Genomic DNA, 25100 nt, shown 5'->3' with positions numbered 1-25100 from the left:
CACAAACGCCCAATCCTATCCTATCAATCCTGTTTCTTTTTTCTTGCTTTCATCCAGACAGCAGCAGCAATAGCTCCCACAAGCCCCAGACCACAGGAGATCATAAGCGCCGCAATCGGCGTGTGATCCCCGGTTTTCGGTGCGTCTACCGTGGTTGTCGGTGTGTCCGGCGTCTCCGGTGTCTCTTCCGGCTCCGCCTCATCCTTCATCACAACTTTCTGGATCTCCCCGGTATCTTTTACCTCAAAGGCCAAATCCTCTGCTATCAGAAAGCCCTCCGGTGCGGATTCCTCATGGAGCGTGTACTTCCCAATCGGAAGCATCTCAACATAATGCGGCTCCTCCGTGGAAGTCCAGCTCTCTACTACCTCACCATTCTCGTCCAGGATGGTGAGCTTCGCTCCAGGCAGTTCCTCTCCGGCAATATCCGTCTTAGAGATTTCCACCTTTGTCACGTCGTCTTTCATCTCGACTTTCTGGACTTCAGCGGTATCCTCCACCGTAAACTGGATGCTCTCAGCGGTCACATACCCCGGAGCCGGAAGCACTTCCGTCATGGTATAGGTCTGACCGACTACCAGCTCCTTGATGATATGGGGTTCTTTGCCGGAAACCCATTCATCTACAACTTCACCCTTTTCGTCCGTCACCGTCAGCTTCGCTCCCTCCACTTCTTTTCCATCTGTCAGGGAAGTTTTGGTAAATTCAAAGACAGTCGGTTCATCCTCAAAAGTAAATTCATAAGAAACTGTGGCTTTTTCAGAAGATTCCGCTGTAAAGGTAAACTCCTGCACCTCATCTGTAGTGGCAAATCCCGGAGCCGGGGAAGTTTCTTTCACGGTATAGGAAAATCCAATAGGAAGATCCGCCTCAAAGGTCAGCTTTCCATCCTCACCGGTTGCCTTTTCCTCGATCACAGTTCCCGCTTCCAGAATTACATCCCCGTCTTTATTGGTAATGTCCTCTTTTGCGGAAAGGGCTAACACAGCGCCAGGAAGCACCCGGTCAGAATCTTTCTCCTTCTTCAAAACAGAGACTTCCACCTTCTGGCGGTTATTCTGCCAGTCTCCAGACCAGGTGACTTCCGCCGTGTCCTGATCCACATAGCTCAGGTCAATCTCCCGGATCTCCCCGTCCAGTACATAGCCTCCCGCAGTCTCCTTTTCTTTCACATAGTATTTTCCAAGAGGAAGTTCAGACAGCTTCGCAATCCCTGTCTCATCTGTGGTGATTGTGGCGATCAGCTCGTCCTTCTTGTAATAATCCTCGCTCTCACCGTCCGCTGCATGAATATCCTCCAGGGCATACACTTCAAAGGTTACATCTTTCAGAGCGCCGGTAAGATACTCGAAAAGATGGCTGATCCAGCCGCCAATGGTATCGGCCAGCGTCACATCCTCCAGGAACTCGCCTTTCTTATTGATGATCAGCGTTCCTGTCGGCACATCGTCTTTCATTTCCACCTTCTGGATTTCTGCGGTATCCTCCACGGTAAATGTGATCTCTTCCGCTTTCAGATACCCGTAAGGAGCCAGTTCTTCCCGGAGCGTGTACGTCTCGCCCACGGTCAGGCGCTCGATCAGATGTTCCTCCCCTTTTACGGAAGTCCAACTGTCTATAATATTCCCATCTTTATCCAGTACGGTCAGCTTTGCGCCTACCAGCTCCACGCCGGTTGTGAGATCTGTCTTTTTCACAGAAATCTTTGTCGGCTCATTTTCATATTCAGAGGCCAGTTCCACCACGGGAATCTCCTGTCCCTGATACTCTGCAGTTATTTCTATCACTTTATCGGAAGAAACATACCCGTCCGGAGCTGCTTCTTCCTTGATATAGTAACGTCCAAAGGGCAGGTCATTCAGAAAGACCGCTTTCCCGTTTTCATCTGACAGTGCCTTGCCGATCAGCGTGTCCGCTTTCACGATCACTTCGCCATGGGCCAGGATGTCCTCTTTGGCATACAGCCCAAAGACTGCGCCTTCCACGGTTGCCTGTGTCTCGGCATCCTTTTTCACCACAGACACTTCCACTTTCTGGCGTTCATTCTGGAAAACGGCTTCCTGCTCAATCACAGGCGTCTCCTGATCTTTATAAGCAAAAGTCACTGTCTGCGCTTCCCCATTCAGCACAAAGCCTTCCGGGGCGGTAACTTCCACAACCTTGTAGCTTCCAAGCGGGAGATCCGAAAGATATGCCTCCCCGTTTTCATCCGTCGTCACCGTTCCGACTAACTCGCCGGCAGCGTATTCCAGGATACGATTCCCCTCTGCGTCCTTCTGGAAGTCAGCGGTATAAATGTCCTCCGCCGCATATACCTCAAAGACTGCGCCTGCCAGGTTTTCTATTTCATAGATAAAGTCTTTGCTGAAACCGTCCAGCACTTCGCCCTGCTTTACGATTTTCAGTTTCCCTTTTACCGGATGGTTCTCATAGACCGCCTCAATCACCACGTCCCCGGACACCGGGTCGATCTGGTAAGCGGTATCGGAATCCACCGCAATTTCAAAATAATTCTCATTGAGGGTATAGCCGTAAGGCGCTGTCACTTCCTCGATCCGGTAATGGCCGATTTTTAAGTTCTGGGGCAGGATCAGATAGCCTTCCTCATCGGTAAAGAATGTCTTGTGAACCGTTGTCGTAGGGTACGTTGTTACCTGCTCAACGTATTCTTGATTGTCCAGGTCATAGATCCGGAACTCGGTGCCTTTGTGAAGCACCGGTTTTTTCGTCTCATCATCCTGTTTCACAATTTTCAACTTTGCTTCAAATTCTTCATCCAGAAGCACCCTCCATACCTGGGGCGTGTTGGGGCTATGCTCCGTGATCCGCACGATAAAATCGTCCACCGGCTTGTAATTATGAGGCGTGGTTGTCTCACGGACAACGTATGTGCCATAAGGCAGCGCAATACTGCAGGCATGTCCTCTTTCATCCGTAAAGATCTCTGTTGCCCCGTTCTCCCCGATCACCACCGGTTCTGCGGAATCGAAATCATAACTGCCATCTTCTTTTACTGTCAGGTCTGACTGCAGATAAGCCGTAAATCCGGCGCCGGAAAGCAGATCAGCGTCCGTCTCCCCGTTATTGGCCGCTTTGATGATCTCAAAGGGCTGCTTCTTTACCTGTTCCAGTGAAATGCACTCCCGCTCCACCGTTGCGGTCAGATCTCCTTCATAACTGCACACCAGGTCATGTTCACTCTCATCCGCCAGATACCCGACCGGAGGCGTGATCTCTTTGATAAAATACTCCCCAAGATAAAGGTTTTCTACAGACGCTTCCCCGTTCTCATCCGTGGTCAGCGTTGCCACCCTGTCACCGGCTTTATAGATCACGCCGGTTGCCCCGTCCGGATGGACAATATCCTCACGGGCATACAGGCCATACACCGCATTTTCCAGTGTGGCGTCTCCCTGGGGGATTGCCTGGTTTGTCTCTGCGTCTTTTTTCTGCAGGCGGATCGCAGCGTTCACACGCTCATTGACAAAGGTATGGGTAAATGTCACCTTCGCTTCGCTGTCATTGGTATAATAGAAAGTAAAGGAATATACATCTGCCTGATTCCTCACATACCCTTCCGGTGCCTGGATTTCTTTCACATCATAGGAAAATCCGATCGGCAGGTCTGCCGTAAATACGGCTTTTCCATCCTCTCCAGTCACCGCTTTTTCAATCAGCGTTCCCTTCGATACCACAACACTTCCATCAGCGTTTTTAATATCGCTTCCCGCATATAAGCCAAACACGCCGCCATCCAGGGGATTTAAGGTGTCCTTATCCTTTTTCACCACGGAAACTTCCGCTTTCTGCCTGTCATTATGGAAGGTACTCTCGCTGAATACGGTTTCCACGTTCTGTCCGGCATAAGTAAGCGTAACGTTCTTTTCCTCCCCGGCGTTATAAAAATTCTCCGGGGCCTGCACTTCTTTAATGGTGTAAGTCCCAAGATGGAGATTTTTCAGCACTGCAGTCCCATTGGAATCTGTGTTCAAGTTCGCTTTCACCAGATCACCTTTACTGTAGACTTTCGCACCGTAAGCCGTTACAATATCCGCTCCCGCATAGACATTATAAACAGCGCCTTCCTGTCTGTGGCTTTCGTAGCGGAAGGTAACACTATCTTTTGTTACATCCGCTCCGGCCAGCACTTCCCCTTCTTTGTAGACCGTCAGTTCCCCAAGCTGTTCCTGATCCGGAACTGTCACCGAAGTCGTCTGGTTTGCCACCAGATTTACGTTATAGGAAGAAGTGTTCAGACGGTATCCCGTGGGCGCTGTAATCTCCTTCAGATAGACCGTATCCTGTGTCTTGATGATCTCTGCAACGGAGGAACCGTTCAGATCCGTTGCCGGCATCTGCGTGATCAGCTTTGTGCAGTCTTTATCACTGTAAATGCCAAATACAGCCCCGGCCAGCTTTGCGTCCGAGTGATTGGAATCCACCTTAATGACTTCCACCTTCGCCAGCTCCAGCCATTTCACGGAAAGGCTCACATACTTTTCATCCTCCACACCCTCGCCAAACACCAAGGCAAGATCCTGTGTCCCGCTTCCTGTGGTGATCTTATAGGCGGAGTAATCTTTCGTAATACTTCCCTGCATCTTTGCCGACCAGGAACCGGACACGTCTTTCGTCTGTGTCAGCGGTGCGGTCAGATAGAACCGTGTGCCGCCGGAGATTGTCACGGCTGCTCCTGCAGCACTCGTCATTCCGGTGCTGACATTATGGAGCTTTACTCCATCCGGCAGATCCAGAGTGATCGTCTGCTGGCTGGCCGCCTGAAATGTGATTTCCTCTGTCCGCTGTTGATCGCCGTCTACATAGGCGGTCACATTGGCATTGGAAAAAGACATCTCCACATCGGGAATATCCGGCTGTCCCACGGCATAATTGTAAAGTTCTTTTGCCAGAGCTTCCCCGATGCTGTTGGTTCCATAGAAGGCATCACTGCTCCCATTGGCGTAGGAAGCTGCCAGGTGCGTTACGATAAACCGCTTGCCTGCAGAGAAATCGGTATGGTAATGGTTAAAGAAGTATGCCGATCCGGATGCCTCTGTTCCATAATAGATTGTTTTTGCCAGCTCCCTGTTCCCTTCCAGCTTTGTGATCTGGTAAGTGCCGCTCCCCGGCCCCGGTTTTGACGGCTGGATACAATACGCCGTTGCTGTTACATTCCCAAAGGACACGGTAAACGGAGCGGTCACATAAGAGCCAAGTCCGTAATCCGCATAATAGTAATAACTGCCCTGGGTAATCGTGACAGACTGTGATGCTCTGGCTGCCCGTGCCATGGGAGCCTGTGCCGTAAAGCTGACGCTTTCGCCTTTTTCCAGTTCCTGAATATCAATGCCCTGATCTTCTGCCTGAAGAAGTACTTCACCAAGCGTCAGGCCGCTTTCTTCATCTACCGTTTTTTGATCTTCTGTTTCCTCTAACGCCGCATCCAGAGCCTCCTCCGGCAGCATTTCTGTCTCCTCCGGCAGTCCTGTCACTGCCTCTGTCTCTGTCTGCGGCTGTGGTTCTGCATCTTCGTCCTCACTTTCCGATTCTGTACTCTCCTCACCGGTTCCGCTGCCATCGGAATAACTCTCTGGCTGGCTCTCCACCGCCGGCTCTTTTACGATAATGTTCCTGCAGATATGGTAAGACGGATGGCCGCTTAAAGGCTCTACAAAGTACACTGCCCTGTAAGTGTCCACATGGTTCCCGTCAAAATCCTGCCCGGCTTCGTTTTTCGCTTCATGGAATGTTACCCGGACTTTTTCATCATTGATCTCTAAGCCGGAAAAATCCGATTTCACATCAAAGTTGCTCCCGGTTTCCACTTCGTAATCTTCTGCAGTTACTACTTCCTCTGTGTCCAGGAACTCCCTTACAGTCTCCAAGGCCGGGTACTGTGCTTCATACCCTGAGGGTTCCGGCTCTGCGGCATAAGTGATAACCGGCTGGATCACGGAAGTCAGGATCGTCAGCAGCGAAAGTAACCCGGAAAGCAGTCGTTTTCCTTTCCCTTTCATTAATTAAACCTCTCTTTCTTCGTTGCATTGTCTATACAGTTCCATATGTTTTATCTGTTCATGGCTCCCTGCCCCCCTTTCCCGGAATTGCGCTGATAACAGCACATGAATACGGAGAAGCCTAAAAAAGACTTCCCCGCATGGTATCTGCTGTTATCCAGCCTGCACCTGGCAGGCTGAAAACTTATTTCTGAGCGTTACGCCTGTTCTCTCTCCAGACCCGTTCCTGCTCCGGTTCACTTTCCGCAGCGTTCTCTCCGGCAAGGCACGCAGATATGCACACTCAAATACCGGGTATCATTCTGGACAGGCAATGAAATTTTCAAGGTTCAGCGAAAGGGGAAAATAAAAGAATGTGTCTTAGAACTTCGCCCTCTCACCAATAGGAGGTTTCAGAGGGGAAAATATAGGTTTAAATTTAAAATTTGAGAAATTAATCATAAAAAAAGACCCACGCTGAATCGCATGAGCCTATATAGCATAATTCATTATATCCTCAAGTTGAGGAATTTAGCTTTGTTTTGCAAAATATACTTTTTCTCCATCTTTCAAGTTTTTAACCAAAAAACTAATTTGCATTTTCTTGATTCTATCAAATCCTTCTGTATTTATATTCTCTATACATTGTCTCAATTTAGGTAATAGCATACGTTCTTCCTCTAAAGCCTCCCCTAAAATACCTCTTGTATATAAATTTATAATACAACTTCTAAATGCCTGCAAATCTTTTGACGTAGCTGCTTTAATTCGCTCACATAACATATCAAAATCTAATTCTCTGAGGAAACCTCTAGATGAACAAATTTCATTTTTGTTATGAAAAACATAGTTTTCTATTTTTTCTCCCCATCCTTCTTTCATAGTTAGGTATGAATCTAATGTATTTGAATAATTATTTTGAAACTTTTGATCAATATCATTCTGTAAATCTGTTACTATCCTCTGATATTTATTTCTTCTGTCCCCCTCATACATTACTCCATAACCATTATCAATTTCTATATAGCGAGACAGCTTAGATAAGCTAATTTTCATATTTTCAATCATTTTTATTGTATTATCCTCTGGGAAACCATGCTCTTGCAATTCAAGGAAACGATTAATGATTCGAGGATAGTCCTTAACATCATATGCATCATTTTCCAATCCTTTTAAAATTATATCTATTTTTTTCTCAATTACTATATCTGTTAGCTCATACCAGTGGGAATCTAGTTCAGCAAATGCTTCTTTCTCTGGACTACTTTTTCTAAGATATTCGTTTGCAAATAATTCAAACATATCTTTTATGCGTCCATCTTCTAATATACTCTTAATAATAAAATCATCTACAAATCGAAACGATAATTGATTCCCCAAAATGTCAATACTTCCTATACTTTTAAAGGCATATTCTTCTGTGCCTTTCCACTCGTATTTATAATCTCCATTTTTGAAGGAAACACTTATTTTAAATGAATATTTAACTATATATTTTAAGAAAGCCTCTCGTCCCTTATCTTCTAACTGTATGAGTTTTTTATATAACTGATTTATTTTCGATAAAAAGAACTGGAATGTTCTTATGTTAGCGTGTGCTTCATTTATCATATATTCTTCAAAAAAAGCTATATCATCATATAAGTATTTTTTAAGGTTATCATCCAATTTTGCTGAAGTAATAAGTTTTTTAAAAACAGTCTGCAAATCTGGCTGGTAATAGATTGTTACTCCAATTAATTTTTCTTTTACTTTGTCATATAAATTATCCTCTACGAATAGTTTCTGAACTCTATTTTTTACTGTCTCTATGTCCACAGGACTTGTATTTTCATTTTTCCTTTCCGAATTCGAATATTGATTTATCACTTCACTTTTTTGGTTTTTTTCAAATAGGATATTATTATGAGCCGCCACCAGATATTTCAACTCTTGATTTGCAGAACTTACCCCTTTACCTATTTCTTTTTGATTTGCAACAATAATAACTTTCATATTTTCATGTTCCACAAACGAATTAATGTACCCTAAAATTTCATTTGTCGGGCAATCACATCGCTCTAAATCATCAAAAATTAAAATACTATTTTTTATTGGAATCAATTTTTCCGTTGCTTCAGTTATATTATTAACATCAAGTTCTATTCCCTTATTTTTCAAAATGTCAAACATTACCGGAAGCATTGAACTAATTGCTTCAGTTCCTTTTTTTATCATGCCTTTCCCTTTTCCTGCTTTTGCTACAAGGGCTTCCATAAACAACTGCTTTGTTACTTCTTCTATGGATTTTACTCCATACAAAGAAACATAGATAATTTTTCTTTGTTGATAATCATGATCGGACTGTCCGTGTTTATTTTCATGTTTCTCTAATTCTTTATAGAGTCTCTTTTGAATAAAATATGTTTTACCACATCCCCATTCGCCATCAATCATTACTGCATAATTATATAAAGTTTCATCAACATAATTGATTATTTCCTTAACAATATCATCATCCGTTAATTTCCTATTTTTCATTCTATCTACCATGCCATTATTCCCCCTTATGTCTTAGGATAAAATAATTCTAACATTCTTTACCAAGAATTACATTCCCATTTTATCCAAAGAACTTTCTATAATGCAACAGCCACTTTGCGACATCGTGTCGTAAAGTGGCTGTGCTGTATTCTGGCAGGAACCTTTTAGAAGCAGCCTCCCATGATCCCCATCGCTTTCAGTTTTTCATTCAATTCCCTTAAAATCCGCTTTCTCCGGTTGGCAATGGTTTTCCGGCTGCACCCGCAAAGCTGCGCCGCTTCCTTTACCGTCACTTCCTCAAAAAACAGGAGATACAGAAGATAAGCGTCTGCTTCCGCCAGTTCTTCCATCACGGAACGCAGTTTCTCCACACACAATTCCCGGATCACCATCTCTTCCGGGCCGTCTGCCCTCCCATCCGGGAGAATCCCTTTCTCCGACAGGGCTTCCAGGCTGGACACGCCATATTTCTGTTTTCTCTCGTTCTGGTAGCGCTCCCGTCTGCGGGATTGATACCATTCCAGATAGACCTCCCTGGTGACTTCCACCACAGTCCCATCCCCGGCACGAAGCACATAACATTTCCGCTCCTTTGGGCGTTTTCCTCTCATACGGCACACCTCCCGAAGCCAGCTTTTCCGGGGAAGATTTCTTCCTGACCTTCCCGCATCCGCCGCAGCGCCGCCATAAGCGCCTGGGAAACCGCAGGCTGGGAAACGCCAAGGGTCTTTGCAATCTCCCCCTGAGTTTCCCCATAGTAAAAATACAGGATCACAATATCCCTCTGCCGCTTTGTCAAAAGTCCCATCAGTTCCAAAATCTGCTCTTTTTCAATCAACTGCTCCAGGGGCGGCAATACCGGAGAAGTCAGGAAAAACCATTCCTCGGAAACCGCATGGTAAGAAACGACCTTGCCTTTCCGGCTTGATTCCCGGTTTTTCATCAGACGATCCTCTCCCTCTAACATCAGGCGCACATACCACTCCTGTTCCTCAAAGAAAGCGGCGTCCACAAAAATCTGCCGCCCGTGGCTTTTATAACAATAACCGCCGCAGCTATGTACGGGGAAAACCGTGGTATACTTTCCTACCCGGTAAAGCGCCCATCCTTCCGCAAACACCAGAAGCTGCACATCCCTGCCATTTTCCATGCTTACCACACGTTTTCCATGCTCCAGCAAATACCTTGCCGTTGGAGCCTTTTCCTCTTTTCCCGGTTGTTTTACGATCCACTTTAAATCCTGCAATGTCACCATAACAGCCACCTTTCCGCCCGCAGGCTACGGGCGGCCAGATGGCAGCGCACAGGAATCCAGGCAAAAGGCAGCAAAAAAGGTTTCCGGCACACCCGTTTTTTTTAACGGGAGCCTGAAACTCCTTCTGCCGCCAGATCACCTCTGCGCTTATATGCTTACCGATACTGCCGGAGCGGATCTGTTGCTGGTTCCGTCCGGTTCCGCTTTTCTTCCGGATTTTTTGCCCTGTCCTGGTTTTCTTCCATCAGGATTGAATAGTCCCCCATGGCATCATAGGGACAGCTTCTCCGGTAAAGCAGGTTTTCTTCCCTAGTCATTGTTCCTTCCCTCCCTCCACATTTCCTGTGTCTGTGTTTCCAGTGTATCAGCCGTGCAGCAAAATTCCCTTGGCAGATATGGGGAAAATATAGCCGGTTCCCCTCATATCTGTGGAATTTCCCATCCGTCCTTTCCCTCCATCCCATCCATCAGGGTTTTCATGGTCTTAAGCACAATCCTCTGTTCTTTTGGTTTCAGCCGCCGGATACGGGCGATTGTTTTTGCTGCCGGATCATCTTCCCTGTTTCCCATAGGCTTTCTTCCCAACAGTTCATTGGCATCCGTGTCCAGGACTTCCACTAGCTTTGCGAAAATCTCCACGGACATCGCCGCCTGTCCTCCCTCGATCCGGCTCACTGTGTTGACACTGATACCGGCTTTCTCTGCAAAGGTTTCCTGGGATAAATGGCTGTCTTTCCTCTTTTGCCGTATGCGTTCCCCCAACTGGATCAGCCTCTGCGATCCCGCACGGTTCCCCAACACAGTCCCTCCTTCCATGATAGATTTTCACTTTGCGACACCGTGTCGCAAAGTTCCCAGCCATAAAGGCAGAAAAAAGCAGCCAGGTACATGGACTTAGCTGCTTTCGTAACTCTCTCATTCACTTGTTCTTCTTCCGTAAAAATTTCACATGGCTTTTGCCCTTACAATTCTTGAAATCTCGGCAATCACCGTTTTCACCAGATAACAGACCGCCATCAAAAGACGCCAAGCCAGGACGAACCCTCCGATCACGCCGCCGACCAGCAGGTTGAATACAAACATCCCCACCGTGCCACCAATATCAAAGCCTTTCGGGATGATCCACAAGAACATCCGGTGGATGCCAAAGGGGATTCCCATAAATATCCACAACTTTAGGTAGTCGCACTGCCCATTCTCCACACAGAGGGGATAGAACAGCGCCGCCAGAATTGCCGCCGCCCCCACCGGGGCAATCACCTTTTTTACAAATTCATACATCTTAGCCACCTCCGTACAGGTCATGGTTCACTTCCGCCTGGTAGTAATGGTTCATCGTCATAGACGAATTATAAAGCGTCGTCAGAAGATACGCCTTAATATTGGCCACTTTGGACGTATTCCGGTGCAGGCTGAACAGGACATACTCGATGTGGGAGCAGTTCAGCTTCAGGAACCGGCTCTTGACCACAGACACCGGCTTGTCCATGCCGCCGATCCGCACCATACTGTCATCCGGCAGCATCAGGATCTCCACCATAAGCTCAATAAGCTCGTCCACATCCTCCCCTTCGCCTTTCTCTACAAAGCCCTCATAATCCACATTGACCCGCAAAATTTCCCGGTAGGTTTCCATCCGTTCCATCATATCACTGCCAGCAGGGCGCACTTCACCCGCAGAATGGGATAGATACGATTGGATAAGATCAGTCTCACTAAAATCAGTCTTGTTAATATCAGTATTATTAGATTGTGATTTTGGAACTTCTTGAGTTGTGATTTTCACTATTCTTGAAGTATGATTTTCACCATTCTTGAATTGTGATTCTGGAAATTTTTGATTTGTGGTTTTCACAATTCCTGAATTGTGATTTTCACCATTCTTGAATTGTGATTCTGGAAATTGCTGAATTGTGGTTTTCACAATCCTTGAATTGTGATTTTCACTATTCTGTGTATTTTCAAGGTTTTCCGGTGTTTTTTTCTCCTGCTCAAAGGAATGTTTCTCTTTCAGCATAAAGTTTTTCACATAGATTACATTCGGTTTTCCCAGGCCCAGACGTTTCTTTTCAATCAATCCTATCCCCTGTCCGCTGTCCAACTCTTTCATCAGCTTGACTGCCTTCTGCGTTCCACAGTTCAAAAGCTCCGCTATTTCTTCCACGGTAAAAATGATATATACCCGGTCTTCCTCATCAAACCAGCGGTTCTTAATGCTAAGGCTCATACGGTCTAACATCAGACCGTATAAAACCTTCGCTTCACAGGAAAGGGATTTAAAACATTCTGCGGTAAACAGCACCTTCGGGACACGGTAAAAGCTGTACTGTTCCGCTTCCATCCCACGGAAGTAATCAAACTGTATCTCCTGCATCTATTTCTTCCCCCTTTCTCTGTTTCCACTGTTCCAGAAGCGAATAGATCACTTCCTCAATCTGCGTTTTCGTATATGCCGGCGGGAAGTAATCCCGGATCTTCTTTGAAGAGATTGTCACACTCTGTCCGCCGCCCTCTTTCTTTACCAGAAGCGCATAGATGCTCCCTTCTGAAAACGTTCCTTCCTCACTCATAGCTTTGAGCTGTCCTGCCTGTGCCGGAGATGGATAAGCGCCAATGTTCCCCGCTGCTTCCAGCACCATTTCCTGTTCTTCCGGCTTCAGAAAAGATAAGCGCTCCCCGGCTACCATCGCAATCCTGCCTGTATCCACCAGTTCCAGAAGCCCTTCAATCAGGCTTGCAAGCCGGATATATCTCTGCACTGTCCGTCCGCTGTCCCCGGCTTTCTCTCCTACGGCGTCTGCCGTATGTTTGTCCCCTTTGCTTCCCTGGTGTTTCAGCGCCTCATATTTCATCTTATAAGCCCTGGCTTTCTCGCTGGGCAGAAGGTTCTCTCTCTGGATATTGGTGTCTACCATAAGCACCGTGGCGGCATCATCATCCAGATCCCGGATAATCACCGGCATCTCTGTTTCTCCTGCCAACTCACAGGCCCTCCATCTCCGGTGTCCTGCCACTACCTCATATCCGTCTGCGCAAGGGCGCACAATCCCTGGCTGGATCACGCCGTGCTGCTTCACGCTATCCACCGTCTCCTGCATCTTTTCATCATCCAGTACCTTAAACGGATGATTCTTAAAAGGATGGAGCTGGCTTAACGGGACTTTTGTATATTTTCCCTCTACGTTGTTTTCTTCTGCTCCAAACAGCTCGTCATAGGAGGTCAGCTTGATTTTTTCCGCACTTTTACTTTTCATCTGCAAGCACCTCCCCGGTCAGGTGGCGGTATTCCTCTGCCACAATTCCTTTCGGATCATGAAGATAGATACTCTTTCCCTCCGCTGTTGTCTCTGCCGCCCGTACAGACATCGGGATACAGTTCTCAAAGATATGGATGTTATTGCCGTAAACCTCCCGGATCTGTTCAGATATATCCTTTGCAAAGTTTGTCCGGCGGTCAACCTTTGTCAGCAGAATCCCCAGAATGGACAGCCTGGGATTCAGCCGTCTATGTACCTTGCCGATAGTCTTGATAAGCTGCTGTAATCCCTTTACCGGAAGATAAGCCGCCTCCACCGGGATCAGCACACTGTCCGCTGCCACCAGAGCATTGATGGTGATCATTCCCAAAGAAGGCATACAATCAATCAGGATATAATCATATCCGTCTTTTATCCCGTCCAGGTACAGGCGAAGCACCTGCTCCCGGCACATCACGTTCACAAGGGAAGTCTCCAATCCGGCAAGCTCGATATTGGCGGGGATAAAGTCAATCCCCTCCTCATGGTGGATAATCCCTTCTCCCGGCTCCACGTCTTCGTCGTTGATAATCTTCTCCATGATATTTACTAAGGTTACATCCAGTTCATCCGGCTCTTGGATGCCTAAACTCACTGCCATGCTGCCCTGGGCGTCTGCTTCCACCAGAAGCACCTTTTCCCCGGCTCTTGCCAGACCGATACCTAAATTTACACAGGTTGTTGTTTTTCCAACACCGCCCTTTTGGTTTGCGATTGCGATAATTCTGCACATATATCTTTACCTACCTTTCTTCCTCTTTCTTTTCAACTTCCGCATAGGAGCGGAAATATCGGTTCGTCCCTTTATTAGAAAATATCTCTGATGCTGAGAGAACCCGGATCTCCGGGTGTCTCTCCAACAGATGTTTAAACCATCGAATATCCTTCACGGTTCCTTGCAGCCTAATCTTCAGCATAAAACATCTCCTCCCAATCCACATAGAAGCAGTAATCCGGATAGCGGATTTTGATCGCTTCCCAAAAATATCTGGCATCCCCTGTGCAGAATATATCGCTGACAGAATAAAGCCGTGTCTCTGTAATCTGTTCTTCTGTATCGTCATATTCGTCCGTTGTCGGCGTCCCGTCTGTATAAAGGTTAAACGCCAAACGGACAATCCGTTCACTGCCGCTGGTCTGCCAGCCTTCCTGCAGACACTCCGGCTTTATAAATCCCGTCTCAAAGTCATAGATCCGGTTTACATTCCGTCTGGTATCTTCCGACAATCCCAGGCAATAAATGAGAGTTTTGTGATACGAATCCTGATACCGACATTTTGAAAGATAGGTGTTGTAAAATTTTTCATGTTCCTCGTTCTTGAAAGTGATTTTTCTTTCCTGTTTTACTTTTGCTCCTGTCGCTGTGTTTGCCATTTGATTTTCCTCCAATTCATAATTTTTCGACCATAACAAAAAAGGACACTCCTCTAAAATTTCTTTTAGAAAAGTGTCCTTATCATGCGTTCTATTCACTTGTGCTAACAGGGCTTAATTTAAAATCATTGATTAAAGCCCTTTAAGAGAGTTTAATTTGTCGTACTCTTGTCGTACTGTACCACAAAAAGTATTCTTTTCGGAGTCTTTTGCAAAGATTTAATACAGCTTCGCCCCTGCCGGAATCCTGTCATCGACCATCAGAAGATTCAGCCCTTCTTTTCCGTCATTCTCGTATACTGCTGAAATCAGCATACCCTCGGAATCAATGCCCATCATCTTTCTGGGCGGCAGATTTACGATTGCGATACAGGTCTTTCCAACCAGTTCTTCCGGCTCATAATACTCGTGAATACCGCTTAAAATCGTGCGTTTCCGGTCTGTTCCGTCATTCAGAGTGAACTTCAGAAGTTTCTTTGACTTCGGAACTGCCTCGCACGCCTCAACCTTTACGGCACGGAAATCTGACTTGCTGAAAGTGTCGAAATCAACCATTTCCTCAAAGAGCGGCTCAATCTTTACCTTTGAAAAATCAATCTTTTCCGCCGGTTTTTCTTCGGCTTTTTCAGCCTTAACCTCGCCCTTTTTCGGATCCAGTGACTTCATTGTCGGGAACAGAAGCACATCCCTGATAGCAGGACTATTTGTCATCATCATCACCATTCGGTCAATTCCAAAACCAATCCCGCCGGTTGGCGGCATACCGATGCTTAACGCATTCAGGAAATCCTCATCTGTATGATTCGCCTCATCATCACCGGCCGCAAAAGCACGTTCCTGAGCTTCAAAACGTTCTCTCTGATCAATAGGATCATTCAGCTCGGAATATGCATTGGCCATCTCCCAGCCATTCATAAAGAACTCAAAACGTTCTGTATAGGCAGGGTTGTCCGGTTTTTTCTTGGTCAGCGGTGAAATCTCCACCGGGTGGTCCATAATAAAGGTAGGCTGAATCAGATGATCTTCCACAAATTCTTCAAAGAACAAGTTTAAGATATCGCCTTTTTCATGGCGCTCCTCAAAGATAATACCACGTTCCTTTGCGATTTCTTTAGCCTCTTCTGTTGTCTGTATTTCATTAAAGTCCACATCTGCATACTGTTTTACGGCATCTACCATTGTAATACGTGCAAATGGTTTGGACAGGTCCATAGTATGTTCCCCGTAAGTAATGACTTCTGAACCGGTTACCTCTTTAGCCACATGACGGTACAGATTCTCGGTCAAATCCATCATACCATGATAATCTGTATATGCCTGATACAATTCCATCAACGTAAATTCCGGATTATGACGGGTATCTAATCCCTCGTTGCGGAATACTCGTCCAATCTCATATACCCGTTCCATTCCTCCTACAATCAAACGTTTTAAATACAGCTCCAGAGAAATACGCAGCTTTAAATCTTCATTTAATGCATTAAAATGCGTTTCGAAAGGTCTTGCAGCCGCACCGCCGGCATTGCTTACCAGCATAGGAGTTTCTACTTCCATAAATCCCTGTCCGTCAAGATAATGGCGGATGGCACTGATACATTTTGAACGTTTTACAAATGTCTCCTTGACATCCTGGTTCATAATCAGGTCTACATAACGCTGACGGTAACGGGTATCTGTATCTGTCAGGCCATGGAATTTTTCAGGAAGTACCTGAAGGCTTTTGCTTAATAAAGTTACAGAGCTTGCATGAATGGAAATTTCACCTGTTTTTGTTTTAAAAACTTCACCTCTGATACCGATAATGTCGCCTACATCATATTTCTTAAAATCTTTGTAAGACTCTTCACCAACATTATCCCTGGCAACATAGGACTGAATACTTCCTTTCAAATCCTGAATGTTACAAAAGGATGCTTTGCCCATCACGCGTTTGAACATCATACGCCCTGCAATTGTAACAGTTTTTCCTTCCAGTTCCTCATAACTATCTTTAATTTCAGTACTGTGGTGTGTCACATCATACTTAGTAATTTCAAATGGATTTTTACCGTTATCCTGCAGTTCCTTCAGCTTCTCACGGCGCACCTTTAAAAGCTGGCTGATATCCTGTTCTTTCTGCTGTCCTTTGTTCTGCTCTGCCATTCTTATCTCTCCTTATTAGTTAGATCTCTGGATTTCCAGAACTTTGTATGTCAAAACACCTGCCTGTGTTTCTACTTCAATGGTATCTCCGATTTTTGCTCCCAGCAGCGCTTTACCTACAGGAGATTCATTGGAAATCTTACCTTTGAGGCTGTTGGCTTCTGTGGAACCAACAATTTTGTAATTTAACTCTTCTTCAAATTCACAGTCATAGATTTTTACCTGACATCCAACATTAATTTTGTCCAGATCTACTTCATCCTCTACAACTACTTCCGCATTTTTCAGAATCTTTTCAATTTCTTCAATTCTTGCTTCAATATCGCGCTGTTCATCTTTTGCAGCATCATATTCTGCATTTTCTGATAAATCACCCTGTTCTCTTGCTTCTTTAATCTTTTGTGCAACTTCTTTTCTTTTAACTACTTTTAAATCCTGAAGTTCGTTCTCCAGTTTTTGTAAACCCTGGTAAGTCAAAAGATTCTTCTTATCCATTTACTGCTCCTCCTGATTTGCTACATTCTATTTCTATTTAATTCTGAGTTTTTCAATTTGACAGTCACAATATTATAGCCGATAGGTATCTGTATGTCAAGATTTATGGAATCTGCACAGGAATCATGGCTATTTTCTAAAATTTCCCATTTTTTCTTATGTATTGGCAGATATAAAATATCCTTAGGATATTTTCCAGGTTCCATAGGCGTTTTTCTCTCCAAATCCAGAATCAGATTTCCGGCAAAGGGGCCTGTGTACTTTTCCGGATATGTCTGAACCAAAAGTCCATAAGTTTCATACATATGATCCAAAAACTGTTTGAAGTATTCAGGTCTGCCCGTAACAATCTCCAGACCGTTCAGCCCTTCCATCAGCTGCTCTAGTAATCTGACTATATCATCCTCCTCCAGATAGGACTGTTCCGGGCTGTCCGTGTCAATTACAATTAAACGGAGTTTTTTATAAGACAGATTCCTTTGTTCCAATATCTGCAAAAGCAGCTCCCTGAAATCATCTATAAACGGATTTTCCCATTCTTCCACAGCCTCTTTTGGTTCCTGTCTCTCCTCTGCTGTTTTCTGATGTTCCCCAAGAAATACCCGTATCATTTGCAGTATCCGCTTCCAGACATCTTTAAATTTCTTCATACCAACACCTTTACATTTTTCTCAGCAAAAATTATTTTCTTATCATTATATGTCTGCTATGAAAAAATCTGTCCAAAATTATAAAAGCCCGGCAAACAGCTGCTCAAGCTGCTCAAAATTCTCTACCTCATTGATCTTTCCACGAAGCTTTGCAGAATTTTTATACCCTGCCGTATACCAGGCTGCATGTTTTCGAATCTCTCGGATACCAGTGTATTCTCCTTTTACCTCAAGCTGAAGACGGGCATGGCGCAGTACCATCTCTGATACTTCCTGAATGGTGGGCTTTGGCAGCTCTTCCCCAGTCTGAAGTTTATGGAGAATCTGCCTGAATATCCAGGGATTCCCCTGCGCCCCCCGGCCAATCATGAATCCATCACATCCAGTCTCCGCTTTCATACGAACAACATCTTCGGCAGAAAGCAGATCTCCGTTTCCAATTACAGGAATAGACACGGCTTCTTTTACCTGTCGGATAATATCCCAGTCTGCCCTTCCGGAATAATACTGCTGTCTGGTTCTTCCGTGGACAGCCACCGCTGCCACGCCGCAGCTCTCAGCAATTTTCGCTATCTCAACAGCATTAACATGGTCTTCATCGAATCCCTTTCGTATTTTTACTGTTACCGGCTTTTTAACTGCTTTCACAAGTTTCATCAATATTTCTTCCGTCAGTTTCGGATTCTTCATCAGAGCGGAACCTTCCCCATTATTTACTACCTTAGGCACCGGACATCCCATATTAAAATCCAGAATGTCAAAAGGGCGCTCCTCAATCCGCGCTGCCATCGACGCTATAATATCTGGTTCAGACCCAAACAGCTGCAAAGAAACAGGCCGTTCATCAGGTGAAATCTCTAACAGCTGTTCCGTATTTTTATTCTTATAATAGATTGCTTTTGCACTGACCATCTCCATACATAAAAGCCCCGCTCCCTGCTCCTTGCAGAGCAAACGAAATGGCAGGTCAGTTACTCCTGCCATTGGTGCCAGTATAAGAGGATTGTTAAGTGTTACATTTCCTATTTTTAACTTTTCCATCATTATTTTGCCATTCTATTTTTATCAAAAATAAGGCGCATCCCACGAAGCGTCAGCATCGGATCATAAATATCAATGAGAGTTGTCTCCTGCTCAATAATCCGCCCCAGCCCCCCGGTGGCAACGACTTTTATATCCCCCATCCCGGCCTCAGACTTTATATGCTGAATAATATATTCCGTCTGACCAATCTGTCCATACACAAGCCCTGCCTGCATACTTGAAATTGTCTCCTGGGCCAGAATACTGCCTGGCTTCTTTATCTCAAATTCCGGAAGCTTCGCTGCACTGTCCCACAATGATTTCGCTGACGTCCGGATTCCAGGGGCTGTAACCCCAGCCACAAATGCACCGGAAGCATCCACCAGATCATACGTGGTTGCCGTTCCAAAATCAATTACAATTACAGGTCCGCCATAAAGCTCATAGGCAGCGGCAGCATCCACAATCCGATCGGCTCCGATCTGACGGGGATTTTTAGTGGCCACACGCACGCCTGTTTTAATTCCCGATTCAACCACAAGAGGCTTTACTCCAAAATATTTTATCAGGGCGCTCCCCAGGGAATGCATAACATTAGGCACTACCGAGGCAATAATAATATCCGTAATCCATCCGGACGATATTCGGTTATGCTCCAGCAGATCTATAATCGTAATCCCGTATTCATCTGAAGTCCGCTGAAGCTTCGTTGTCATCCGGAATGTGGCAATCAGCTCCTCTCCGTCAAACACTCCCATTGTAACATTTGTATTTCCCACATCAATTGTCAGCAACATGCTATTCTTCCTCCCAGTCCTGCCCCAGGAAAAAAACCCGGTAATATGTTTCCAAAGCTTCCAGCAGCTCTTCCTTTGTACGCTGAAGCTGTTTTACCTTCAGCACACTGCCTATATCATCATATAAAAGATCTCCTTCATCCGCGGAAGTTTCAAAGTTCAGATTTCCCTGCTCATCAAATTTCAGCGAGAGAACACCTCCGATATCTTCGGTAAAGAGAACACACATAATTTTCAATTCATCTTTAATCGCCTGAGGAAGTCCCTCAAAGTCTTCATTCAAATAATATTTCTTAGTATATGCGCTAGAACCACATAAAACAATTTCATCCTGATACATTTCCTGCTCCTAAATATAACCGTATATCCCTCTGACAGACACTTCTCCAGCAGTTACATATTTTACTTCCTGCCGTGTCTGAACCATTAGCTCTCCCCGTGTATTAATGCCAAGGGCAAGTCCTTCATACTGGTCTTTGGGATTTAATACAGTTACCTGTCGGTTTTTATTAATCAAATACTCATTATATTCATCAACAATTTCTGTCAGATCCTGGTTTCTCATAAACATCCGGTAATATACTTCAAACTGTTCTAATATACCTGCCGCAAGCTCTGAATAGCTGACTAAATCCACGCCCTCAAGCAATACAGAGGTAGCGCGGTCTTTCATTTCTTCCGGAAAACTTTCATTTCTAACATTCACGCCACAGCCGATCACCAAATAGTTCATACATTCAATCTGCATACTCATCTCAGTTAGGATTCCACATATTTTTTTCCCGCCCGCCAGAACATCATTTGGCCATTTAATCTGAACATTCAGGCCGGTTAACGTTTCAAGAGCTTTTGTTACTGCAATCCCCATCACCAAAGTCAGCATAGATGCCCTGGATGGCAGAATATCATCTCTTATAATCATTGACATAAACAGGCCGCAGCCCATAGGAGATTCAAAAGAACGTCCTCTGCGCCCCTTTCCGGCAGTCTGCTTTTTAGCAATAATTACCGTTCCGTGGCCTTCCCCGCCTTCTGCGAGACGTTTCGCTTCATCATTTGTTGAATCCACCTCATCCAGAATATATATATTTCTTCCGGCCCAATCGGTATGTAATTGATTTACGAAATCCTTTTTACTCAGATAATCCGGCATTTGAATCAGACGATACCCTTTATTTCTTACCGCCTCAATCTGATACCCATCTTCTGTGAGCTGATGAACTGCCTTCCATACTGCCGTCCGGGAAACACCAAAAGTTTCACATATTTTCTGTCCGGATACAAATCCCTGCTCCTTAAGCAGCATGCCCAGAATTTTATCTTTCACTTTTATTCTCCTAAAGTAGCAAGCATCACAGCTTTTATAGTGTGCATACGGTTTTCGGCCTCGTCAAATACGATTGACTGTTCACTTTCAAACACTTCATCTGTCACTTCAATTTCATCCAGCCCGAATTTTTCATGAATTTTTTCGCCAATAGTTGTTTTCAGATCATGAAATGCCGGCAGACAATGCATAAACTTCGCCTGAGGTCCCGCGTTATCCATCACTTTTTTATTTACCTGATACGGCATCAGCTCTTTAATCCTTGCTTCCCAGATTTCATCCGGTTCACCCATAGATACCCATACATCTGTATAGATAATATCCGCATCTCTGGTTCCAGCCATTACATCTTCTGTCAATGTAATGGTTGCGCCAGTTTCTGCCGCAACATTTCTGCAGTAATCCACCAGTTCCTGCTCTGGAAAATAACTTTTAGCTGTACATGCCACAAAATGCATTCCCAGCTTGGCACATACAACCATCAGAGAATTTCCCATATTATAACGGGCATCCCCCATATATACCAGTTTAATACCCTTTAAACGTCCGAAATGCTCACGTATTGTCAACATATCAGCCAGCATCTGCGTTGGATGAAATTCATTTGTCAAACCGTTCCATACAGGTACACCAGCATATTTTGCCAGTTCCTCTACTATAGCCTGTCCGTATCCCCGGTACTCAATGCCATCATACATTCTTCCCAGAACTCTTGCTGTATCGGCAATACTTTCCTTTTTTCCAATCTGTGAAGCGGAGGGGTCTAAAAAGGTCGCATGCATTCCAAGATCATATGCCGCAACCTCAAAAGAACATCTTGTCCTTGTACTTGTCTTTTCAAAAATCAGCGCTACATTTTTGCCTTTTAATGTATCATGAGCAATCCCCTGTTTCTTTTCAGCCTTGAGTTTCGCCGCCAGATCAACAAGATACAAAATTTCCTCACTGGAAAAATCCTTTAATTTTAAAAAATTTCTTCCTTTTAAATTCATAATCAACAACCTCCTCTTTCTCATACGACAATCGGGCTGTCGGTTGGACAGCCCGCAAAAATATTCTGTTATGATTCGCTCTTTCCATCTGCTGCAACTTCAACAACTGACTTGGCAAGCCCCGCTATTCCCTGAATCTCTGACGGGATTATAATCTTTGTAGCTTTTCCGTCTGCTGCTCTTGCAAATGCCTCTAAGCTCTTTAACTGAAGTACCGCTGAATCCGGAGAAGCCTCCTTCAGGAATCGAAGCCCGTCTGCATTCGCCTGCTGAATTTTTAAAATTGCTTCCGCCTGACCTTCCGCTTCTTTTACGGTAGCCTCTTTCTGAGCCTCCGCACGCAGAATTGCAGCCTGTTTCTCAGCCTCCGCATCCAGAATTGCAGAAGCTTTTTTACCTTCTGCCACCAGAATAGTAGATTTCTTTTCTCCCTCTGCACGCAGAATGGCTTCCCGGCGTTCCCGTTCCGCTTTCATCTGCTTCTCCATAGCATCCTGAATTGCCTGTGGAGGAATGATATTTTTTAATTCTACTCTGTTTACTTTTATTCCCCAGGGATCTGTAGCAATATCCAAAGAGGCCCGCATCTTTGTATTAATTGTTTCTCTAGAAGTCAGCGTTTCATCCAGCTCTAAATCACCAATAATATTTCTCAGTGTTGTTGCCGTAAGATTCTCAATGGCCATAATCGGATTTTCCACACCATAGGCAAACAGCTTTGGATCAGTAATCTGAAAATATACAACCGTATCGATCCGCATTGTTACATTATCTTTTGTAATAACCGGCTGCGGTGCAAAATCCACAACCTGTTCCTTTAAAAGGACACGTTTAGCAATCCGGTCAATAAACGGCATTTTAAAATGCAGTCCCACATCCCATGTCCCTTGATATGCCCCAAGACGTTCCACTACAAAGGCATTGGCCTGAGGTACAATCTTGATACACGATACTAAAATGGCTACAATGATGATAACTAAAATAATAACAGCTATTAATGGTCCCATAGCTACACCTCCAACATTCCGCAGTTTATTTTATTCTGCCTCTTTAACAATCAATTTAACTCCTTCAATAGCCAAAACTGTGACAACCGTATCCTTTGGAATCTTAACGCTCCCATCCGACGCTCTTGCTGTCCATTCCTGACCCTGAATCCGCACCTGGCCTGCCGCATTCAGATTATCAATCTCTTCTAGTACAACCGCCTGCTCTCCAATCAGGCTCTCCGCATTTGTTTTTATACGATCCTGATTAAAATGTTTCTTTGCAATGGGACGCGTAAAAAACAGCAGTACACATGACACCACAAAAAATAAAATAATCTGTACAGGCATTCCTGCCCCTGCCACACAGGCAATAAAAGCCGCCAGTGCTCCACCGGCAAACCAAATTGTCGTAAGCCCCAATGTTGCAATCTCCGCAACAACCAGAATGACCAGAATTATCAGCCATCCAATTGCTATCATAATGGGCCTCCTTTCGCTGATTATCAGCACAATCTTTTTCTCAATATACTATATTTTCCTCATTATTACAACACTATTCCATGAAACTTATCATTGCGCAGAATTTCTTTTGGAGCACAAATTCTGTCTGAAAAAAAGAATCCTGCCACGGCAGGATTCTCCGCCTGCGGCGAGTCACTTTTGCGACATGACTCCATTCCGCCGCAGTGCGATCCACAGCGGAGCGTTTTTTTACTCTATAGGAATCGGTACTTTTCAGCTTTATCACAACACAGTATTTCCTATAGAGCAAAAAAAGAAAAAGCATATCCCAGACTGCAATCCGGATTATGCTTTTTTTTGCTGCTATTTAGAAAAATGTCTGATTTCCAATGACAGTACCAGAACCTTTTCCAGCATGGAAGCCAATTGCTCCGCCGGTGTTATCCACACCACTTAACGCCTCTCTTGCCGCTTTATAACAGCTGTCTGGCGCTCCTTTTGCAAGAATCTTTGCCAGCTTTCCACTGGAAGCCGGGCCAAACTGGCCTCGCTGATAAATGACCCCTGAAATCGTATTTGGATAAGCACTGCTTTGTACACGGTTAACAACTACCGCTCCAACTGCAAGCTTTCCTGCATAAGGCTCTGCTCCGGCTTCACAGTAAATCAAAGCTGCCAGCAGTGTAACATCATCTACCGATGAAGATACGCCTGTGCCTTTTTTAACAGATACTGTTTTCACAGAAGTCCCTGACCCCTGCGATGCCTGAAGCTGTTTTTGCTTCGCCGCTTCTGCAGCACGTTTCTTAGCTTCCTGCTTCTCAATCATCTTCTGTTCTTCTTCCAGCGTCATAGCTTTCCCAATCTGCTGAGAAACCTCTGAATAATCGTCACTGATATATGCTGTTTTACCATTATATTTTACCGCAACCCAGCCTTCTGCTTCTTCTGCCTTTTTATCCACAGTCAGCTTTTCACCTTTATTCAAAACGGTAAATACCTTGGAATCTGTATCAGCCTTTTCCCTTACACGAAGCCCCTCAGCAGTTGATTTCGCATATGTGGTACAGACCTTATCTGCCAGAGTTTCTGCCTCATCACCAAAAACACAGAACTCATTTTTTACATAGCCCTCTACATTTCCGGACTTAATTTTGCTCCATGAATCTCCGGTCTCAACAACTTCTGCCGCGGAGCCTTTATATAATTTTCCAATAACCTCAGATTCTTCTGACGCTTCTGACCGGACATTCAGATTATCCTCTACATCTGCCATCAGCCTTTTGTCCCATTCAGATTTCTCTTCCTGGTTCTGCTGGGGCTTCTGCGCTGCCCCTGTATCCAGATGGTCTTCTACCACAGCTTTTTGCTGCACGGCAAAAAACATTGAATCTGCAACTTCTCCCTGGATGTCATCCGCTTCTAGAGCATTGCCTGCATCCATCTCATTCTCAGATGCTCCATCTGACTGTTTTACTGTCTCAAATTCTGCGGTTACTAATTTTTTTTCTGAATTGTTTATTATCGCCTGCTGCGTATCACTTTTATCTGCAGCAACAGCTATTTTTTCTTCTGCATTGCCAGCCGTATTGTGCCCTGCCAGAAATACTGCTTCATTGTTTGCCTGCTTACTACTCTGACTAGTGTCCTTAACATTTCCAGAAACGGCTGTTGCCACGGTTGTAATTGCCAGAGCAGCAGTTACAATTCCGCCTTCTAACACCCTTCTTGATTTATTCATTATGACCTCCTGAATCAGATTCATTCGCTCGGTTTCCC

General features: G+C 44.9%; 23 protein-coding genes. All 23 read right to left on the bottom strand.

Going from position 1 to position 25100, the window contains the following annotated elements:
- Nucleotides 1-23: 23 nt before the first annotated feature.
- A complete protein-coding gene (locus OCV88_RS06180; protein ID WP_158424701.1) occupies nucleotides 24-6017 on the bottom strand; it encodes a SpaA isopeptide-forming pilin-related protein in 5994 nt (1997 codons plus the stop codon).
- A 510-nt stretch (nucleotides 6018-6527) separates the two neighbouring features.
- On the bottom strand, nucleotides 6528-8528 hold the full coding sequence (locus OCV88_RS06175) for a P-loop NTPase fold protein (protein ID WP_158424700.1): 2001 nt from the start codon (nucleotides 8526-8528) through the stop codon (nucleotides 6528-6530).
- A gap of 155 nt (nucleotides 8529-8683) precedes the next feature.
- The gene (locus OCV88_RS06170; protein WP_158424699.1) at nucleotides 8684-9130 is read right to left on the bottom strand and encodes an RNA polymerase sigma factor; all 447 of its coding nucleotides are present in this window, start codon (nucleotides 9128-9130) and stop codon (nucleotides 8684-8686) included.
- On the bottom strand, nucleotides 9127-9774 hold the full coding sequence (locus tag OCV88_RS06165) for a sigma-70 family RNA polymerase sigma factor (RefSeq protein ID WP_158424698.1): 648 nt from the start codon (nucleotides 9772-9774) through the stop codon (nucleotides 9127-9129). Before OCV88_RS06165 ends, OCV88_RS06170 begins: the two co-directional genes overlap by 4 nt.
- Nucleotides 9775-9929: 155 nt before the next feature.
- On the bottom strand, nucleotides 9930-10091 hold the full coding sequence (locus tag OCV88_RS06160) for a hypothetical protein (RefSeq protein ID WP_262590825.1): 162 nt from the start codon (nucleotides 10089-10091) through the stop codon (nucleotides 9930-9932).
- A gap of 103 nt (nucleotides 10092-10194) precedes the next feature.
- On the bottom strand, nucleotides 10195-10575 hold the full coding sequence (locus tag OCV88_RS06155; protein ID WP_317258604.1) for a helix-turn-helix domain-containing protein: 381 nt from the start codon (nucleotides 10573-10575) through the stop codon (nucleotides 10195-10197).
- Nucleotides 10576-10719: 144 nt separating this feature from the next.
- Nucleotides 10720-11055, bottom strand: a complete 336-nt coding sequence (locus tag OCV88_RS06150; RefSeq protein ID WP_262590822.1) for a DUF6050 family protein — start codon at nucleotides 11053-11055, stop codon at nucleotides 10720-10722.
- Between the two features lies 1 nt (nucleotide 11056).
- On the bottom strand, nucleotides 11057-12148 hold the full coding sequence (locus OCV88_RS06145) for a DUF6017 domain-containing protein (protein ID WP_158424695.1): 1092 nt from the start codon (nucleotides 12146-12148) through the stop codon (nucleotides 11057-11059).
- Nucleotides 12129-13028: a ParB/RepB/Spo0J family partition protein gene (locus OCV88_RS06140; protein ID WP_158424694.1), complete on the bottom strand. Its 900-nt coding sequence runs from the start codon at nucleotides 13026-13028 to the stop codon at nucleotides 12129-12131. The genes OCV88_RS06145 and OCV88_RS06140 overlap by 20 nt, the downstream gene beginning before the upstream one ends.
- Nucleotides 13018-13803 (bottom strand): ParA family protein, encoded by a 786-nt coding sequence (locus OCV88_RS06135; protein ID WP_158424693.1) that lies wholly within the window; start codon nucleotides 13801-13803, stop codon nucleotides 13018-13020. Before OCV88_RS06135 ends, OCV88_RS06140 begins: the two co-directional genes overlap by 11 nt.
- A gap of 10 nt (nucleotides 13804-13813) precedes the next feature.
- Nucleotides 13814-13987 (bottom strand): hypothetical protein, encoded by a 174-nt coding sequence (locus OCV88_RS06130; protein ID WP_262590820.1) that lies wholly within the window; start codon nucleotides 13985-13987, stop codon nucleotides 13814-13816.
- Nucleotides 13974-14444 carry a DUF6075 family protein gene (locus OCV88_RS06125; RefSeq protein WP_158424692.1) on the bottom strand — a complete coding sequence of 157 codons (471 nt, stop codon included), beginning with the start codon at nucleotides 14442-14444 and terminating at the stop codon, nucleotides 13974-13976. The genes OCV88_RS06130 and OCV88_RS06125 overlap by 14 nt, the downstream gene beginning before the upstream one ends.
- A 219-nt stretch (nucleotides 14445-14663) precedes the next feature.
- On the bottom strand, nucleotides 14664-16586 hold the full coding sequence (gene lysS, locus OCV88_RS06120; RefSeq protein WP_158424691.1) for a lysine--tRNA ligase: 1923 nt from the start codon (nucleotides 16584-16586) through the stop codon (nucleotides 14664-14666).
- 15 nt (nucleotides 16587-16601) lie between these two features.
- Nucleotides 16602-17081, bottom strand: coding sequence for a transcription elongation factor GreA (gene greA, locus OCV88_RS06115; protein WP_158424690.1), 480 nt, complete (start codon nucleotides 17079-17081; stop codon nucleotides 16602-16604).
- A 20-nt stretch (nucleotides 17082-17101) separates the two neighbouring features.
- Entirely contained in the window at nucleotides 17102-17731 is a 630-nt protein-coding gene (locus tag OCV88_RS06110) for a hypothetical protein (RefSeq protein ID WP_158424689.1), read from the bottom strand.
- Nucleotides 17732-17809: 78 nt separating this feature from the next.
- Entirely contained in the window at nucleotides 17810-18772 is a 963-nt protein-coding gene (gene dusB / locus OCV88_RS06105; RefSeq protein WP_158424990.1) for a tRNA dihydrouridine synthase DusB, read from the bottom strand.
- A 2-nt stretch (nucleotides 18773-18774) separates the two neighbouring features.
- Nucleotides 18775-19551, bottom strand: a complete 777-nt coding sequence (locus tag OCV88_RS06100; protein ID WP_158424688.1) for a type III pantothenate kinase — start codon at nucleotides 19549-19551, stop codon at nucleotides 18775-18777.
- Nucleotide 19552: 1 nt separating this feature from the next.
- Entirely contained in the window at nucleotides 19553-19891 is a 339-nt protein-coding gene (locus OCV88_RS06095; protein WP_158424687.1) for a DUF6145 family protein, read from the bottom strand.
- A gap of 9 nt (nucleotides 19892-19900) precedes the next feature.
- Nucleotides 19901-20878: a biotin--[acetyl-CoA-carboxylase] ligase gene (locus tag OCV88_RS06090; protein ID WP_158424686.1), complete on the bottom strand. Its 978-nt coding sequence runs from the start codon at nucleotides 20876-20878 to the stop codon at nucleotides 19901-19903.
- Nucleotides 20879-20880: 2 nt separating this feature from the next.
- The gene (gene argF / locus OCV88_RS06085; RefSeq protein WP_158424685.1) at nucleotides 20881-21870 is read right to left on the bottom strand and encodes an ornithine carbamoyltransferase; all 990 of its coding nucleotides are present in this window, start codon (nucleotides 21868-21870) and stop codon (nucleotides 20881-20883) included.
- Between the two features lie 68 nt (nucleotides 21871-21938).
- Nucleotides 21939-22877 carry an SPFH domain-containing protein gene (locus OCV88_RS06080; protein ID WP_158424684.1) on the bottom strand — a complete coding sequence of 313 codons (939 nt, stop codon included), beginning with the start codon at nucleotides 22875-22877 and terminating at the stop codon, nucleotides 21939-21941.
- Between the two features lie 30 nt (nucleotides 22878-22907).
- Nucleotides 22908-23339: an NfeD family protein gene (locus OCV88_RS06075; protein ID WP_158424683.1), complete on the bottom strand. Its 432-nt coding sequence runs from the start codon at nucleotides 23337-23339 to the stop codon at nucleotides 22908-22910.
- A 349-nt stretch (nucleotides 23340-23688) separates the two neighbouring features.
- The gene (locus OCV88_RS06070; RefSeq protein ID WP_262590816.1) at nucleotides 23689-25062 is read right to left on the bottom strand and encodes an SH3 domain-containing protein; all 1374 of its coding nucleotides are present in this window, start codon (nucleotides 25060-25062) and stop codon (nucleotides 23689-23691) included.
- Nucleotides 25063-25100: the final 38 nt, after the last annotated feature.

It is taken from the genome of Brotonthovivens ammoniilytica, from assembly GCF_025566885.1.
GTDB lineage: Bacteria > Bacillota > Clostridia > Lachnospirales > Lachnospiraceae > Brotonthovivens > Brotonthovivens ammoniilytica.
The sequence above is the reverse complement of the archived record's forward strand: the minus strand, read 5'-3'. Positions and strand labels throughout refer to the sequence as shown.

Coding starts and splice junctions, on each gene's coding strand:
- OCV88_RS06180 (WP_158424701.1), bottom strand. CDS start 6,017: ATGAAAGGGAAAGGAAAACGACTGCTTTCCGGGTTACTTTCGCTGCTG.
- OCV88_RS06175 (WP_158424700.1), bottom strand. CDS start 8,528: ATGGTAGATAGAATGAAAAATAGGAAATTAACGGATGATGATATTGTT.
- OCV88_RS06170 (WP_158424699.1), bottom strand. CDS start 9,130: ATGAGAGGAAAACGCCCAAAGGAGCGGAAATGTTATGTGCTTCGTGCC.
- OCV88_RS06165 (WP_158424698.1), bottom strand. CDS start 9,774: ATGGTGACATTGCAGGATTTAAAGTGGATCGTAAAACAACCGGGAAAA.
- OCV88_RS06160 (WP_262590825.1), bottom strand. CDS start 10,091: ATGACTAGGGAAGAAAACCTGCTTTACCGGAGAAGCTGTCCCTATGAT.
- OCV88_RS06150 (WP_262590822.1), bottom strand. CDS start 11,055: ATGTATGAATTTGTAAAAAAGGTGATTGCCCCGGTGGGGGCGGCGGCA.
- OCV88_RS06145 (WP_158424695.1), bottom strand. CDS start 12,148: ATGCAGGAGATACAGTTTGATTACTTCCGTGGGATGGAAGCGGAACAG.
- OCV88_RS06140 (WP_158424694.1), bottom strand. CDS start 13,028: ATGAAAAGTAAAAGTGCGGAAAAAATCAAGCTGACCTCCTATGACGAG.
- OCV88_RS06135 (WP_158424693.1), bottom strand. CDS start 13,803: ATGTGCAGAATTATCGCAATCGCAAACCAAAAGGGCGGTGTTGGAAAA.
- OCV88_RS06130 (WP_262590820.1), bottom strand. CDS start 13,987: ATGCTGAAGATTAGGCTGCAAGGAACCGTGAAGGATATTCGATGGTTT.
- OCV88_RS06125 (WP_158424692.1), bottom strand. CDS start 14,444: ATGGCAAACACAGCGACAGGAGCAAAAGTAAAACAGGAAAGAAAAATC.
- lysS (WP_158424691.1), bottom strand. CDS start 16,586: ATGGCAGAGCAGAACAAAGGACAGCAGAAAGAACAGGATATCAGCCAG.
- greA (WP_158424690.1), bottom strand. CDS start 17,081: ATGGATAAGAAGAATCTTTTGACTTACCAGGGTTTACAAAAACTGGAG.
- OCV88_RS06110 (WP_158424689.1), bottom strand. CDS start 17,731: ATGAAGAAATTTAAAGATGTCTGGAAGCGGATACTGCAAATGATACGG.
- dusB (WP_158424990.1), bottom strand. CDS start 18,772: ATGGAAAAGTTAAAAATAGGAAATGTAACACTTAACAATCCTCTTATA.
- OCV88_RS06100 (WP_158424688.1), bottom strand. CDS start 19,551: ATGTTGCTGACAATTGATGTGGGAAATACAAATGTTACAATGGGAGTG.
- OCV88_RS06095 (WP_158424687.1), bottom strand. CDS start 19,891: ATGTATCAGGATGAAATTGTTTTATGTGGTTCTAGCGCATATACTAAG.
- argF (WP_158424685.1), bottom strand. CDS start 21,870: ATGAATTTAAAAGGAAGAAATTTTTTAAAATTAAAGGATTTTTCCAGT.
- OCV88_RS06080 (WP_158424684.1), bottom strand. CDS start 22,877: ATGGGACCATTAATAGCTGTTATTATTTTAGTTATCATCATTGTAGCC.
- OCV88_RS06075 (WP_158424683.1), bottom strand. CDS start 23,339: ATGATAGCAATTGGATGGCTGATAATTCTGGTCATTCTGGTTGTTGCG.
- OCV88_RS06070 (WP_262590816.1), bottom strand. CDS start 25,062: ATGAATAAATCAAGAAGGGTGTTAGAAGGCGGAATTGTAACTGCTGCT.